We start from the raw sequence: 15,304 nt of genomic DNA on the forward strand, positions 1-15,304 counted from the left end.
CATGACCATCCGCGTGATGCTCGTCGACGACCAGGAGCTGCTGCGCACGGGATTCCGCATGGTGCTCCAGTCGCAGGCCGACATCGAGGTCGCCGCGGAGGCCGGCGACGGCGCCCGCGCCCTGGAGGTGCTGGCCGGCCGTCCGGCGGCGGAGCCCCCGGTCGACGTGATCCTGATGGACGTGCGGATGCCCCGGACCGACGGCGTGGAGGCCACCCGCCGCATCTGCCTCGCCCCCGACGGCACGCCGCGCCCGGACGCGCCGAAGGTGCTGATCCTGACCACGTTCGACCTGGACGAGTACGCCTTCGCCGCGCTGAAGGCCGGGGCCAGCGGGTTCCTGCTGAAGGACGTGCCGCCCGCCGAGCTGGTGGCCGCGATCCGCGCCGTGCACGCGGGCGACGCCGTGGTGGCGCCGACCACCACCCGCCGCATGATCGACCGCTTCGCCGACGTGCTGCCCGGCCCGCACCGCGCCGCGGGGCCCCCCGCCGTGGCCCGGCTGACCGAGCGGGAGCGGGAGGTCTTCCTGCTGGTCGCGCAGGGGCTGTCGAACGGGGAGATCGCCGCGCGGCTGGTGCTGTCCGAGGCGACCGTGAAGACCCACGTCGGCCGCATCCTGGCCAAGCTGGGCCTGCGCGACCGCGTGCAGGCCGTGGTGCTGGCCTACGAGACCGGGCTGGTCCGGGCCGGCGGCGCGGCCTGACCGGACGCGCCGCCCGCACCCGCCCCGGTCACGCCCGCACCGCCCGCACGCGCACCGCCTGCACCCGCCCCGGTCACGCCCGCGCCAGCCGCTCCAGCAGCCCCGCCGCGGACTCCGCGACCTCCTCCGCCGACCACTCCAGCGCGGAGGCCGCTACCGTCACCTCGGTCACCGACAGCCCCGGGACCGGACCCTCCCGCCACCCGCCGAACAGCGCCCGCCCGGTCTCCTCCGCCAGCAGCAGCCCGGCCTCCTCCAGCATCCCGGCCGGGTACGGCAGCCACAGCCGGAACTGGTGGGTGTGCGGCGGGTCCGGGTGCACGACCGCCCCCGGCATCCCGGCGAAGGCGCCGCCCAGCGCCGCCGCCACCACCCGCGCGTGCGCCGCGTACTCCGGCAGCCGGGGCAGCTCCCGCTCCAGTCCGAGCAGCGCGGAGAGCACCGTCGGCCACTGCTGGAACAGCTGCCCGCCGTACCGGTGCCGCCACGCCCGGCACTGCGCGCCGACCTCCGCCGGGCAGGCGACGGCCGCCCCGGACAGTCCGCCCAGCGACTTGTAGAACGACACGTACACCGAGTCCGCGAGCCCCGCGATCTCCGGCAGCGTCCGCCCGAAGTGCGCCGTCGTCTCCCACAGCCGGGCGCCGTCGACGTGGACCACCGCCTCGCGCCCGCGCCCCGCGTCCACCGCCGCGCACAGCTCGTCCCACGTGGGCAGGACGAAGCCGGCGTCGCGCAGCGGCAGCTCCAGCATGAGCGTCCCGAAGGGCTCGTCCAGGCCCTGCACCTCCGCCGCCGTCGGCAGCCGCGGCGCGGTGGTCGGGTGGACGCTCCGCAGCCCGCTCAGCACCGCGTACGCGTCCCGCTCGTGCACCTCCGGGTGGGCGAGCGGGTGCATGGCGACGGTGCGGCTGCCGGTGCGCTCCGCCCAGCAGCGCAGGACCGCCTGCTGGGCCATGGTGCCGGTGGGGAAGAAGACGGCGTCCTCGAAGCCCAGCAGCTCCGCGGTGCGCCGCTCCAGCCGGTCCACCGGACCGTCGCCGTACACGTCCGGCGGCCCGTCCAGCCCCCAGTCCCCGCCGCCGGTGTCGGGCCGGTCCGCCAGCGCGGCCAGCTCCGCCAGCCGCTCCCGCACGGTCCGCGGCCGTCCCTGCGAGAGCACCCGGTCGCAGCCGCGCAGCGCCGCCGTCCGCCTCTCCCGCATCTCCCGCTCCCGGGCCCTGCCGGTCCCGCCGTCCCCGCCGGTGTCGCCGTCCCTGCCGGTGTCGCCGTCCATGCCGGTGTCGCCGTCCATGCGGGGCATCATCCCCCACCGGTCCCGGCCGTGTCGCGCCCGTTCCGGACCGCACCCCGCCCGGCGCCGGGAGGGGAGGTGGGCGCCCGTGCGGTACTTCCGTACGATGGCGGGGTACGTCCGGTACCCGAAGAGGACTGGAACGGATGAAGGTCGATTCAGAGCCGTGAACCCACCCGACGAGGGGGCGAGCCCGGCGGGGCTGCCCGACTTCGAGTTCGGCGACCCCTCCGACCCCGGCAACCGGCCCGCCCGCCTGGCGGTCGGCGTCGTCGGCACCGGGCGCGTCGGCCCGGCGCTCGGCGCCGCGCTGCAGCTGGCCGGCCACCGGGTCGTCGCCGCCTCCGGCGTCTCCGCCGCGTCCCGGCGCCGCGCCGAGACCCTGCTGCCCGGGGTCCGCCTGGTGACGCCGCCGCAGGTCATGGCGGCGGCCGACCTGGTGCTGCTCACCGTCCCCGACGACGCGCTGGCCGACCTGGCCGCGGGCCTCGCGGCCACCGGCGCGGTGCGGCCCGGCCAGCTCCTGGTGCACACCTCCGGCGCCCACGGCACCGCCGTGCTGGAGCCCGCCGTGCGGGCCGGGGCGCTGCCCCTGGCCCTGCACCCGGCGATGACCTTCACCGGCACCGCCGTGGACGTCGCCCGGCTGGCCGGCTGCCCGTTCGGGGTGACCGCCCCGGAGGAGCTGCGGCCGGTCGCGGAGGCGCTGGTGGTGGAGATGGGCGGCGAGCCCGAGTGGGTGCCGGAGGACGTCCGGCCGCTCTACCACACGGCGCTCGCCCACGGCGCGAACCACCTGGTCACCCTGGTCGCCCAGGCGAAGGAGCTGCTGGCCGCCGCCGGTGTCGCCGAGCCCGGCCGGATGCTGGGCCCGCTCCTGGGAGCGGCCCTGGACAACGCGCTGCGCGGCGGCGACGCCGCGCTCACCGGCCCGGTCGCCCGCGGCGACGCGGGCACCGTGCGGCGCCACCTGGAGCAGCTGCGCCGGGTCTCGCCGCAGGTGACGGAGGCGTACCGGGCGATGGCGCGGGCCACCGCCGACCGCGCGCTGGCCGCGGGGATGCTCAAGGCGGACGCGGCGGAGGCGCTGCTCGACGTGCTGGCCGACGGGCCCGGCGGAGAAGGGGAGCAGTGATGAGGTCCCGGACCGGCGGGGACCCCGCCGCGGCACTGGTCCCCGACCGCGACGCGCTGGAGCACCTGCTCTCCCGCGCCGCCGCCCCCGGCCGCACGGCCGTGGTGATGACCATGGGCGCCCTCCACGAGGGCCACGCGACGCTGGTGCGGGCCGCCCGCGAGCGGGTGGGGCGCGAGGGGTTCGTCGTCGTCACCGTCTTCGTCAACCCGCTCCAGTTCGGGGCGGGCGAGGACCTCGACCGCTACCCGCGCACCCTGGAGGCCGACCTGCGGCTCGCCGGGGACGCGGGCGCCGACGCGGTCTTCGCGCCCTCGGCCGAGGAGGTCTACCCGGGCGGCGCGCCGCAGGTGCGGGTCGCCGCCGGGCCGATGGGGGACCGGTACGAGGGCGCCTCGCGGCCGGGCCACTTCGACGGCGTCTGCACCGTCGTCGCCAAGCTGCTCCACCTCACCCGGCCCGACGTCGCGTTCTTCGGGGAGAAGGACGCCCAGCAGCTCGCCGTCGTCCGCCGCATGGCGACCGACCTGAACTTCCCGGTCGAGATCGTCGGCGTCCCCACCGTCCGCGAGCCCGACGGCCTCGCCCTCTCCAGCCGCAACCGCTACCTCTCCCCGGAGGAGCGGACCAGCGCGCTGGCCCTCTCCCGCGCCCTGCACGCCGGCCGCGACGCCGCCGCGCGGGGGCCGCGGGCCGTGCGGGAGGCGGCCGCGGCCGTCCTCGCGCAGGCCGCCTCGGCCTCGCCGCCGGTCGACCTCGACTACCTGGCGCTGATCGACCCCGCCGGCTTCACCGAGGCGGGGGACGGCCACACCGGGGAGGCCGTCCTCGCGGTCGCCGCCCGGGTCGGCACCACCCGGCTGATCGACAACGTCCGCATCGCGCTCTGAGCCACTCCGGCATGCACTCACCACAGGAGGCGTGACCCATGCTCCGCACCATGCTCAAGTCCAAGATCCACCGTGCCACCGTCACCCAGGCCGACCTCCACTACGTCGGCTCGGTCACCGTGGACCGGGACCTGCTGGACGCCGCCGACCTCCTCCCCGGCGAGCTGGTCCACATCGTCGACATCGACAACGGCGCCCGCCTGGAGACCTACACCATCGCCGGCCCGCGCGGCAGCGGCGTGATCGGGATCAACGGCGCCGCCGCCCGGCTGGTCCACCCCGGCGACCTGGTGATCCTCATCGCCTACGGGCAGATGGAGGACGCCGAGGCCCGCGCGTACGTGCCGAAGGTCGTCTTCGTCGACGCGGACAACCGCATCACCGGCCTCGGCGGCGACCCCGCGGAGGCCCTCCCCGGCACGGACACCGTGCGGGGGGACGCCGTCCGCGTCCCGGCCCCCGCAGCCCCGTCCGGGCGCGGGGCGTACGGTGACGGGGAGCACGGCGCGGCCCCGGCCGCCCACTGACACGGAGCCACCATGCCCCCCACCCACAGACTGACCGCCCCCGCCCCCGGCTGGACCGCCGCCACCGACGTGGTCGTGGTCGGCTCCGGCGTCGCCGGCCTGACGGCCGCCCTGCGCGCCCGCGCCGCCGTCGGGCGGGTGATGGTGGTGACCAAGGCGATGCTCGACGACGGCTCCACCCGCTGGGCCCAGGGCGGCATCGCCGCCGCGCTGGGCGAGGGCGACACCCCCGCGCAGCACCTGGAGGACACCCTGGTCGCGGGCGCGGGCCTGTGCGACGAGGAGGCGGTCCGGGTCCTGGTCACCGAGGGCCCCGACGCCGTCCGCCGCCTCATCGCGACCGGCGCCGCCTTCGATACCACGGACGCCGGCGAGATCCTGCTGACCCGGGAGGGCGGCCACCACCGCCGCCGGATCGCCCACGCGGGCGGCGACGCCACCGGCGCCGAGATATCGCGCGCCCTGGTCGCCGCCGTCCGCGCGGACCCCGGCATCGAGGTCGTCGAGCACGCCCTCGTGCTGGACCTGCTCACCGACGCCTCCGGCCACGCCGCCGGGATCACCCTGCACGTCATGGGGGAGGGGCAGCGCGACGGCGTGGGAGCCGTCCACGCCCGCGCCGTGGTGCTGGCCACCGGCGGCATGGGCCAGGTCTTCTCCGCCACCACCAACCCGGCGGTCTCCACCGGCGACGGCGTCGCGCTCGCGCTGCGCGCCGGGGCCGAGGTCGCCGACCTGGAGTTCGTGCAGTTCCACCCCACCGTGCTCTGGCTGGGCCCGGACGCCGAGGGCCAGCAGCCGCTGGTCTCCGAGGCCGTGCGCGGCGAGGGCGCCCACCTGGTGGACGCCGACGGCGTCCGCTTCATGGTGGGGCAGCACGAGCTGGCCGAGCTGGCGCCCCGCGACATCGTCGCCAAGGGCATCATGCGGCGGATGCAGGAGACCGGCGCGCGCCACATGTTCCTCGACGGGCGGCACTTCGGCGCGGAGATGTGGGAGCAGCGGTTCCCGACCATCCTGGCGTCCTGCCGGTCGCACGGCATCGACCCGGTGACCGGGCTGGTCCCGGTGGCGCCCGCCGCGCACTACGCCTCCGGCGGCGTCCGCACCGACCTGCGCGGCCGCACCACGGTGCCCGGCCTGTACGCCTGCGGCGAGGTCGCCTGCACCGGCGTGCACGGCGCCAACCGGCTGGCCTCCAACTCGCTGCTGGAGGGCCTGGTCTTCGCCGAGCGGATCGCCGCCGACCTCGCCGCCCGGCACGCCGCGGGCGACCTGCCGGAGCGCGCCCCCGCCGCCGGCGCCGCCCGCACGGTTCCGCTGCCGCCGCCCGAGGCCCGTGCCGAGGTGCAGCGCCTGATGACGGCCGGGGCGGGCGTGCTGCGCTCCGCCGCGTCCATGCGCGCCACCGCCGACGGCCTGGCGGCGCTCGCCGCCGAGGCCCGCGGGCAGCTCGCCGAGGGGAAGTCCGCGGACCCGCGCGTGGAGACCTGGGAGGCCGCCAACCTCCACCTGGTCGCCACCGCGCTCGTGGGCGCCGCCTCCCTCCGCGAGGAGACGCGGGGCTGCCACTGGCGCGAGGACTTCCCCGACCGCGACGACGCCCGCTGGCGCCGCCACCTCACCACCACCCTGCCGGCCGGCGCCGACGCCCCCGTCACCGCCGACAGCCCCGTCACCGCCCCCGAGGAGCAGTGAGCACCGTGTCCCACGACCACCCCTTCGAAGAGCTCCCCCTGGCGGGCGGCTGCGGCGACGGCTGCGCCTGCGGCGACGGCGAGGCGTACGAGAGCGGCCTGGACCCGGCCCTCGCCGAGCTGCTGGCCGGGGCCGGCCTGGACCCCGTCGAGGTGGAGGACATCGCCACCCTGGCGCTGGCCGAGGACCTGGCCGGGGGCGAGGACGTGACCTCCGCCGCCACCGTGCCCGCCGAGGCCGAGGCCACCGCCGACTTCACCGCCCGCGCCGCCGGCACCGTCGCCGGCCTGCGGATCGCCGAGGCCGTGGTCTCGCTGGTCTGCGAGGACGAGTTCGAGGTCGAGCGGCACGTGGAGGACGGCGACCGGGTCGAGGCCGGCCAGGTGCTCCTCTCCGTCCGCGGCCGCACCCGCGACCTGCTCACCGCCGAGCGCACCGCGCTCAACCTGCTCTGCCACCTCTCCGGCATCGCCACCGCCACCCGCGCGTGGGCCGACGCCCTGGAGGGCACCGGCGCGGCCGTCCGCGACACCCGCAAGACCACCCCGGGCCTGCGCTCCCTGGAGAAGTACGCGGTGCGCTGCGGCGGCGGCCTCAACCACCGGATGGGCCTCTCCGACGCCGCCCTGGTCAAGGACAACCACGTGGTGGCGGCCGGCGGCGTCGCGGAGGCGTTCCGCGCGGTCCGCGCGGCCTACCCCGACCTCCCGGTGGAGGTCGAGGTGGACACCCTCGACCAGATCCCGCCGGTGCTGGAGGCCGGCGCCGACCTGGTCCTGCTGGACAACTTCACCGTGCCGCAGCTGAAGGAGGCCGTCGCGCTGGTGGCCGGCCGCGCCCGGCTGGAGGCGTCCGGCGGGCTGACCCTGGCCGCCGCCCGCGAGGTGGGGGAGACCGGCGTGGACTACCTCGCCGTCGGCGCCCTCACCCACTCCGCCCCGGTCCTGGACATCGGCCTGGACCTGCGCGCCTGACCGTCCGCCCCGCCCGGCGGCCGCCGGGCGGGGCGCCCCCGCACGTCCCGCACGTCCCGCGCGCCGCCGTGTCCGACACGCCCCACGTCCCACGGACCCGCCACGTCCCACGACCCGTCAGGCCCCACGACCCGTCAGGACTCGCCCCATGCTGCTCACCATCGACGTCGGCAACACCCACACCGTCCTCGGCCTCTTCGACGGCGAGGACATCGTCGAGCACTGGCGGGTCTCCACCGACCCGCGGCGCACGGCCGACGAGATGGCGGTGCTCATGCAGGGACTGATGGGCGCCCACCCGGTGCTCGGCGAGGACTCGGTGGACGGGCTCGCGATCTGCTCCACCGTCCCGTCGGTCCTGCACGAGCTGCGCGAGGTGACCCGCCGCTACTACGGCGACGTCCCCGCCGTCCTCGTCGAGCCCGGGGTGAAGACCGGGGTGCACGTCCTCATGGACAACCCCAAGGAGGTGGGCGCCGACCGCATCGTCAACGCGCTGGCCGCCAACCACCTCTACGGCGGCCCCTGCATCGTGGTCGACTTCGGCACCGCCACCACCTTCGACGCGGTCAACCAGCGCGGCGACTACGTGGGCGGCGCCATCGCCCCCGGCATCGAGATCTCGGTCGACGCGCTGGGGGTCCGCGGCGCCCAGCTGCGCAAGATCGAACTGGCCCGGCCGCGCAGCGTGATCGGCAAGAACACGGTGGAGGCGATGCAGGCGGGCATCCTCTACGGGTTCGCCGGCCAGGTCGACGGCGTGGTGGGCCGGATGGCCGCCGAGCTGTCCGACGACCCCGACGACGTGCAGGTGATCGCCACCGGCGGCCTCGCCCCGCTGGTCCTCGGCGAGGCCGCCTCCATCGACGAGCACGAGCCCTGGCTGACGCTCATCGGACTGCGCCTCGTCTACGAGCGCAACGCACCCGCCCGCTGACCCCGCCGGGCCCGGCCGACACACCGTCACGTCACGCGAAAGGTCGTATCACCGCACCATCCGCCAATCGGGACACGGGCTCGCGTCAATGCCATCGAACCGGGCATAACCGACGTACCGTCAAGCCATGCCTACGCCACACGGGTCCCGGGGCGGCATGGCCTTCAGCTCCGACGAGCTGCGGGTCCTGCGCCGCGCCCTCACCCAGGTCCTCCATCCGGCCGTCCCCTCGCAGAGCGGCGTGGTCCGGACACCCTGGGACGGCGACGTGTGGACCGAGGACGTCCAGGACTTCCTGCGTCTGGCCCAGTCCATCGACGAGGCCGTCCGCGAGGGCGGGCGGCTGCGCGCCTTCCTCCTCGCCGACCTCGCCCGCTACCGCGATGCCCTGCCCGGCGGCGCCCCCGGCTACCTGGAGCGGCTGGAGGAGGCCGTCGCCGACGGCTACCTCCCCGGGCCGGAGGACCTCCGCGCGCTCCGCCGGCTGGCCGCCCTGCCCTGCGGGCGGGGCGAACAGGCCCGCCGCTCCCGGCTGGCCGGCCGCTGCCACGCCCTGGCCGAGGCCGCCGTGCGGGACCGCCTGGCCGCCGCCGCGGCGACCCCGCCGCGGCACCTGACCGCCGTCCCCGCGGTCCCGGCCCCCGCGGTCCCGGCCCCGGCGGGCCGCGCCACGGTCGGCCGGGCCTCCGCCGGCCGTGCCCTCGCCGGCCACGTCCCGACCGGCCGTGCCCTCACCGGCGCCGCCCCGACGAGCCACGCCCCGACCAGCCACGCCCCGACGAGCCACGGAGGACCGATCCCGATGAGCACCGCCGAGCCCTGCCGTCCCGAGCCCGCCGCCGAGCAGGGGGCGGAGCGGGACCGGGGCGGCCAGTCCGGCCCCCGTCAGGTCCCCACCCCCGCGGACCTCTTCGCGCGCCGCCCCCGCCCCGCGGCCCCCGCCGTACCGGAGGACCACGACGACACCGAGCTCGCCACCGGCACCGGCTGACCGGACCGGCCCCTGCCCCGGGCTCCGCCGCCCTCCCCGGCGGCGGGGCCCGCCGCACCTCCGCCCGTCCCCTCCCGCGCACCGCCCCCGGGCCCCCGGCGCGGCCGCGCCGTCCGGCGGCCGGGCGGACCCCGCCCCGGGACACCGGCCCCGAGGCGCCGTCACCGGGACACCGGCTCCGAGGCGCCCGCCCCGGGACACCGGCTCCGAGGCGCCGGCCCCGCCCGGCTGCGCCGCGGACAGCCCCGGTCCCGGCGTAACACCCGGTACACCCGCAGATCGCTGCAACAGTTCTGCAACAGCTTCACAAGTCGTCCCATTCGCCCCGACTGCGTACTCGCCCCCCGGCGCCGGACTGGTTGGATCCGAGGTCTCCGATCTCCACTCCTCCGCTGCAGGGAACCCCCATGGGACACCAGCGCACCCGGCGGACCGCCCGGTCCGCCGCCTCGGCGGCCGCCGCGGCCGCCGCCCTCCTCACCGCCGGGCTTGTCGCCGCCGTACCCGCCCACGCGACCGGTGCGGCCGGTACGACCGGTGCGACCGGCACGTCCGGCGTGACCGCCCCGTCCGGTGCGGACGCGCTCCTCTTCGTCGACGCGCCGCCCTCCGTGACCGTCGCGCCGCGCCCCGCCGCAGCCGGCGCCGCGGACGCCTTCAAGCCCCTCGACCTCACCGTGGGCGACGAGGGCGAGGGCCGGGTCACCGGCCTGCGCCTGACCGTCGACGCCGGCGCCCTGGCCGGCCGGGCCGAGCTGCAGCTCCCCGCCGGCTGCTCCTTCGCCGACGCCTCCCGGCTGCGTGCCGTCTGCACCGCCGCCTCCGTCAGGGACTTCGCACACTTCGGCCTCGGCATCCGCGCCGCCGCCGGCGCCGCGCCCGGCGCCTCCGGCTCGATCCGCTACACCGTGACCGCCGACCACGCCGCGCAGGACCCCGAGGCCGTGGCCACCCGGTTCCGCATCGCCTCCGGCCCCGACCTGGCCGTCCAGCAGCTCCCCTCCGCCACCCGGATCGCCCCGGGCGGCACCGTCCCGCTGTCCGGCGTGGTCGCGAACAACGGCGACCAGGACGCCAGGGGCGTCGTGATGCTCGCCGAGGTGCAGAGCGGCTTCCGGTTCGCCGGCAGCCACAGCAACTGCCGCTACGGCGTCCACCAGGGCCAGGACAAGCCCCTCCTCCCCGGCACGACCGTCCTCTGCCGCTTCGACGCCGCCGTCCTGCCGGCGGGTACCGTCCAGCGGCTCTCCGCGCCGCTGACGGTCGCGGCCGACAAGGACGCGGGCACGGGCTTCCTCGGCCTCGCCTTCGACGTCGCGGGCGGGGAGGTCGACTCCGCGCACTTCACCGGCGGCACCGCCGGCACCGGCCCCGCGCTGACCCTGGAGGCCGCGCCCGGCGTGCGGTCCGCCGCCAAGGACATCGACTTCGCCGACAACGTGACGCTCACCACGCTGGAGACCGGCCTCACCACGGACCTGGCGGCCCTCCCCGCCGCCGTCACCGGCACCGTCGGCAGGCCGGCGGACCTGACCCTCACCGTCCGCAACGTCGGCACCGCCGCCGTCCAGGCGGTCCCCGCCGCCGACCTCGGCTTCCCCGGCGAGACCCCCGCCACCGCCTCCGCCCTCTCCCTGGTCGCGCTGCCGGCCGGCGTCACCGTGGAGAGGACGCCCCGGTACTGCGCCGAGCCGCCGGCCGGCGCCTTCGCCGCCTCCGGGGGCGGCCCGGTGCAGAAGCGGCTCGCCGACCGGCTGCGGGGCGAGGTCCGCTCGGCCCGGACCCGGGCCGGTGCGCACGGGCGCGTCTACCTGTGCTGGATCGAGGGCAAGCTCCCGGCGGGCGGCTCCGCCTCGACGACCTTCACCGTCAAGGCGTCCCGGGCGCTCGACCGGGCCCGCGGCGACTTCCTCGTCCAGGCCTTCGCACCCGAGACGACGGAGCGCAACAACGAGGCGGCCGTCCTCGTCACCGCGAAGGCCGGGTCCGGCTCGACGGGCGGCTCGACCGGCGGCTCGACCGGCGGTTCCGGCTCGACCGGCGGCTCGACGGGCGGCTCCACCGGCGGTTCCGGCTCCACGGGCGGCTCGACGGGCGGCTCCACGACCGGTTCGGCGGGCGGCAGCGGCTCGACGGGCGGCTCCACCGGCGGATCGTCCACCGGCGGCGGCGACCTCGCCTCCACCGGCTCCTCCGGGACCGGCCTGCTCGCCGGAGCCGGCGCCGCCGCCGTGGCGGTCGGTGCGGGCCTCTTCGTCGCCGTCCGGCGCCGCCGGGCCTGACCCGCGGACTCCGCCGGGGGTGCGGCGCGACCGTCATCCGGTCGCACCGCACCCCCGGCGCGTCGATACCCTGGTGTGGTGACAGAGCAGACCTCCGCCCCCGCCGCCCCGGACGACCTCCCCGAGCAGATGCGGGTCCGGCGCGAGAAGCTGGACCGGCTGCGCGCAGCCGGCGTCGACCCCTACCCGGTCGGCTTCCCGCGCACGACCACCATCGCGGACCTGCGGGCCGAGCACCCCGGCCTCGCCCCCGACACCGCCACCGGCGCGCGGGCGGGCGTGACCGGCCGGGTCGTGCTGAGCCGCACGGGCGGCAAACTCTGCTTCGCCACCCTCCGCGACGGCAGCGGCGACCTGCAGGTCATGCTGTCGCTGGACAAGCTGGGCGAGGAGCGCCTCGCCGAGTGGAAGCGCGACATCGACCTCGGCGACCACGTGGGCGTCGAGGGCGAGGTGGTCACCTCCCGGCGCGGAGAGCTGTCGGTGATGGTCGACCGCTGGGAGCTCACCGCCAAGTGCCTGCGCCCGCTGCCGGACAAGCACAAGGGCCTCACGGACCCCGAGGCCCGGGTCCGCCAGCGCTACGTGGACCTCATCGTCAACCCCGAGGCGCGGGAGATGCTGTACCTGCGCTCCAAGGTGGTCCGCTCGATCCGCCGCACCTACGAGGACCGCGGCTACACCGAGGTCGAGACCCCGATGCTGCAGCCGATCCACGGCGGCGCCAACGCCCGCCCGTTCACCACGCACATCAACGCCTACGGCATCGACCTCTACCTGCGGATCGCCACCGAGCTGTACCTCAAGCGGCTGGTGGTCGGCGGCGCCGAGAAGGTCTTCGAGATCAACCGGAACTTCCGCAACGAGGGCGCCGACGCGACCCACAACCCGGAGTTCACCGCCCTGGAGTCGTACGAGGCGTACGGCGACTACGGCACCCAGGCCGAGCTGACCCGGGAGATCATCCTCAACGCGGCCCGCGACGCCCTCGGCACCACCGTGGTGCGCGGCACCGACGCGCACGGGGTGGAGCACGAGATCGACCTGGCCGAGCCGTGGAGCGAGGTGTCCGTCTACCCCGGCATCTCCGAGCGCCTCGGCGAGGAGGTCACCCCGGAGACCTCGGTGGAGCAGCTGCGCAAGCTCGCCGACGCGGCGGGCGTCCCCTACGAGCAGAAGTGGGGCCACGGCCAGATCGTCCTGGAGATGATCGAGCGGCTGCTGGAGGAGAACGCGGTCGCGCCAACCTTCATCAAGGACTACCCGGTCGAGGTCTCCCCCCTCACCCGGGCGCACCGCAGCCTGCCCGGCGTCGCCGAGAAGTGGGACCTGGTGATCTTCGGGACCGAGATCGCCACCGCCTACTCCGAGCTGATCGACCCCGTCGAGCAGCGGGCCCGCCTCACCGCCCAGTCGCTGCTGGCGGCCGGCGGCGACGTCGAGGCCATGCAGCTCGACGAGGACTTCCTGCGCGCCCTTGAGTACGCCATGCCCCCCACCGGCGGCATGGGCCTCGGCGTGGACCGCCTCATCATGCTGCTCACCGGCAGGAACATCCGGGAGACGGTCCTCTTCCCCCTGGTCAAGCCCGAAGGAGTGTGACGACGGTGGACTACGTCAGCGCGATCGTGCCCCCGCTGGTGATGGCGGTCGGCTTCGGCTTCGTCATCCGTGCGATCATCCGCAGCCAGGGCGGGGCCCAGAAGGCCAAGGAGGACGCCTACGCGGACGCCCTCGCCGCCGAGGCGGCGCACGCGCCCCGCGCCGCCGCCGAGTAGCGGACCCCGGGCCCGGGCCCCCCGCCCGGTCCCGTCCGGCACCGCCGGACCTCCGCACGACCCACCGGAGCCGCCACCGCACCGCGGTGGCGGCTCCGGCGTCCTCCCGTCCCCTGAGCCCCGCACCCCCCGGCACCGCACCCACCCCCGGCCGCGCGCCCCGCGGCACCACACCCCCGGCCGCGGACCCCGCAGCGCCGCCCGCCTGATGCCGCATGCCGCGCTCCGTCCGCATTGCCGTCTATGGTGTATTTGCCCGCCTTGCTTCCGTACGGCGCGCTGCCGACTCGGCCGAGGGAGGTGCTCCGGATGGTGCGGCAACTCGGCGAACTCGAGAACGAGGTCATGACGAGGGTGTGGCAGTGGAACCGCCCGGTGACCGTTCGCGAGGTGCTGGAGGACCTGCACCGGGAACGGGAGATCGCGTACACCACCGTGATGACGGTGATGGACAAGCTCTTCCAGAAGGGCTGGCTGCGCCGGGAACGCGAGGGGCGCGCCTACCGATATGAACCGGTCTCCTCCCGCGAGGCGTACACGGCTGCGTTGATGAACGACGCGTGGGCGACGAGCGACAACCCCGCGGCGGCACTTGTGCACTTCTTCGGGATGATGTCGCCGGAACAGCAGGAGGCGTTGCGCGACGCATTGCGGGTGGCGGCCCCCTCCGATCCCGCGCACTCCGACCGCACCCCGCCGGATACGGGTGCGCCGGATACGGATACGCCGGATACGGGCGGGCCCGATACCGCACGGGCCGGCACGGCCGTGTCCGGCGGCCGCACCTCCGGTACGGAAGCGGCGGACGGCCCCGCGGACGGCCCTCCGTCCGGACATTCGCCCCCGCCCGCGCCGGCCGCCGGGGAACGCGGGCCCGGACAGGGCGGCCCGCCGCCGGATGCGGCGCGATAGCGTCTCCGTCATGGAGGTCACGATCCGCCGTGCGCGGACCAGCGACGTGCGGGCCGTGCGCGCACTCATCGACGGCTACGCCCGTGAGCGGATTCTGCTCGACAAACCCACCGTCACCCTCTTCGAGGACGTGCAGGAGTTCTGGGTCGCCGAGCGCGACTGCGACGGCCGGGTGGTGGCCTGCGGCGCCCTGCACGTGATGTGGGAGGACCTCGCCGAGGTCCGCACCCTCGCCGTCGACCCGTCCTGCCTGGGCCTCGGCATCGGGCACCTGCTGCTCGACAAACTGCTGCACACCGCCCGCTGGCTGGGGGTGCGGCGCATTTTCTGCCTGACCTTCGAGGTGGACTTCTTCGCCAAACACGGCTTCGTCGAGATCGGCGACACCCCGGTGGAGGGCGATGTCCACGAAGAGCTCCTGCGTTCGTACGACGAGGGCGTGGCGGAGTTCCTGGATCTCGAACGTGTGAAGCCGAACACGCTCGGGAACTCCCGCATGCTCCTGGTTCTGTGAAGGGACTGCGGCGGTTATCGTCCCGTACGGCGGCTCCCGTCGCCGCGGGCGTGCGCCCGGCGCCGCCGCGCCGGTCCGCGGGCCGGGGGGTTTGTGTTTTCCGCGGAAAAGCGGTTTCCTTTCCCCAAGGCAATCCGTCGTTTAGTGGAAAGGGAAGCCCGTGGCGCAGAAGGTGCAGGTTCTTCTTGTCGACGATCTCGACGGCGGTGAGGCGGACGAGACCGTGATGTTCGCTCTCGACGGCGTTGCCTACGAGATCGACCTCAAGAGCGAGAATGCGGACAGGCTGCGCGAGGTGCTCGCGCCGTTCGTCGAGAAGGGCCGCAAGCAGAGCGGTCGGGTGGGCGGTTCCCGTGCCGGCCGCGCCCGCCCCGCCGCCGCGGGCCCGCGGCCCGCGAGCAGCAGCCAGGAGACGGCCAAGATCCGCTCCTGGGCCAAGGAGCAGGGCATGCCCGTCAACGACCGGGGCCGGGTGCCCAGCAACGTCCGCAAGGCCTACGAGGACGCCCACGCCTGAACCGGCCCGGCCCTTCCGCCCGACGGAGCCCTTCCCCCCGTCCCGGGGGGGGGGCCCGCCCCCCCGGCCGGGGGGGGGGGGGCCGGGCCCCCGGGGGGGGGCCCCGGGGCCCCCCGGGGGCGGCGGCCCCGGGCGGGGGGGGGCCCGGG

Annotated in this window: 15 protein-coding genes; 14 read left to right on the forward strand and 1 reads right to left on the reverse strand. The window is 76.3% G+C overall.

Features of this window, described 5'->3' with window-relative positions; translation table 11 throughout:
• Position 1: 1 nt before the first annotated feature.
• On the forward strand, positions 2-706 hold the full coding sequence (locus LO771_RS08720; protein WP_230649424.1) for a response regulator transcription factor: 705 nt from the start codon (positions 2-4) through the stop codon (positions 704-706).
• 73 nt (positions 707-779) lie between these two features.
• Here the strand turns inward: LO771_RS08720 and LO771_RS08725 are convergent, their stop codons facing one another.
• Positions 780-2,000 (reverse strand): low specificity L-threonine aldolase, encoded by a 1,221-nt coding sequence (locus tag LO771_RS08725; RefSeq protein ID WP_374228104.1) that lies wholly within the window; start codon positions 1,998-2,000, stop codon positions 780-782.
• A 166-nt stretch (positions 2,001-2,166) separates the two neighbouring features.
• Between LO771_RS08725 and LO771_RS08730 the strand changes: the two genes are divergently transcribed.
• The 13 genes from LO771_RS08730 (at position 2,167) to LO771_RS08790 (ending at position 15,155) form a co-directional block, all read left to right on the forward strand.
• On the forward strand, positions 2,167-3,135 hold the full coding sequence (locus tag LO771_RS08730; RefSeq protein WP_308188862.1) for a DUF2520 domain-containing protein: 969 nt from the start codon (positions 2,167-2,169) through the stop codon (positions 3,133-3,135).
• Positions 3,135-4,025 (forward strand): pantoate--beta-alanine ligase, encoded by an 891-nt coding sequence (gene panC / locus LO771_RS08735; RefSeq protein WP_304944776.1) that lies wholly within the window; start codon positions 3,135-3,137, stop codon positions 4,023-4,025. Before LO771_RS08730 ends, panC begins: the two co-directional genes overlap by 1 nt.
• Before the next feature lie 38 nt (positions 4,026-4,063).
• Entirely contained in the window at positions 4,064-4,552 is a 489-nt protein-coding gene (panD, locus tag LO771_RS08740) for an aspartate 1-decarboxylase (RefSeq protein ID WP_230649426.1), read from the forward strand.
• A 12-nt stretch (positions 4,553-4,564) separates the two neighbouring features.
• Complete coding sequence (locus LO771_RS08745) at positions 4,565-6,250, forward strand: L-aspartate oxidase (RefSeq protein ID WP_230649428.1); 1,686 nt, start codon at positions 4,565-4,567, stop codon at positions 6,248-6,250.
• Positions 6,247-7,224, forward strand: a complete 978-nt coding sequence (gene nadC, locus LO771_RS08750) for a carboxylating nicotinate-nucleotide diphosphorylase (RefSeq protein WP_230649430.1) — start codon at positions 6,247-6,249, stop codon at positions 7,222-7,224. Before LO771_RS08745 ends, nadC begins: the two co-directional genes overlap by 4 nt.
• Positions 7,225-7,372: 148 nt before the next feature.
• Positions 7,373-8,161 carry a type III pantothenate kinase gene (locus LO771_RS08755; RefSeq protein WP_230649432.1) on the forward strand — a complete coding sequence of 263 codons (789 nt, stop codon included), beginning with the start codon at positions 7,373-7,375 and terminating at the stop codon, positions 8,159-8,161.
• Positions 8,162-8,288: 127 nt separating this feature from the next.
• Positions 8,289-9,152 (forward strand): hypothetical protein, encoded by an 864-nt coding sequence (locus tag LO771_RS08760; RefSeq protein ID WP_230649434.1) that lies wholly within the window; start codon positions 8,289-8,291, stop codon positions 9,150-9,152.
• A 407-nt stretch (positions 9,153-9,559) separates the two neighbouring features.
• Positions 9,560-11,434, forward strand: a complete 1,875-nt coding sequence (locus LO771_RS31010; RefSeq protein ID WP_304944777.1) for an LPXTG cell wall anchor domain-containing protein — start codon at positions 9,560-9,562, stop codon at positions 11,432-11,434.
• A gap of 78 nt (positions 11,435-11,512) precedes the next feature.
• Entirely contained in the window at positions 11,513-13,036 is a 1,524-nt protein-coding gene (gene lysX, locus LO771_RS08770) for a bifunctional lysylphosphatidylglycerol synthetase/lysine--tRNA ligase LysX (protein ID WP_374228105.1), read from the forward strand.
• A gap of 5 nt (positions 13,037-13,041) precedes the next feature.
• Positions 13,042-13,212: a hypothetical protein gene (locus LO771_RS08775; protein WP_230649436.1), complete on the forward strand. Its 171-nt coding sequence runs from the start codon at positions 13,042-13,044 to the stop codon at positions 13,210-13,212.
• Positions 13,213-13,521: 309 nt separating this feature from the next.
• Positions 13,522-14,124, forward strand: coding sequence for a BlaI/MecI/CopY family transcriptional regulator (locus LO771_RS08780; protein WP_230649438.1), 603 nt, complete (start codon positions 13,522-13,524; stop codon positions 14,122-14,124).
• Between the two features lie 10 nt (positions 14,125-14,134).
• Positions 14,135-14,638, forward strand: a complete 504-nt coding sequence (locus tag LO771_RS08785) for an amino-acid N-acetyltransferase (RefSeq protein WP_230649440.1) — start codon at positions 14,135-14,137, stop codon at positions 14,636-14,638.
• 160 nt (positions 14,639-14,798) lie between these two features.
• Positions 14,799-15,155, forward strand: a complete 357-nt coding sequence (locus LO771_RS08790; protein WP_230649442.1) for an Lsr2 family protein — start codon at positions 14,799-14,801, stop codon at positions 15,153-15,155.
• Positions 15,156-15,304: the final 149 nt, after the last annotated feature.

It is taken from the genome of Streptacidiphilus sp. ASG 303 (assembly GCF_020991365.1).
GTDB lineage: Bacteria > Actinomycetota > Actinomycetes > Streptomycetales > Streptomycetaceae > Peterkaempfera.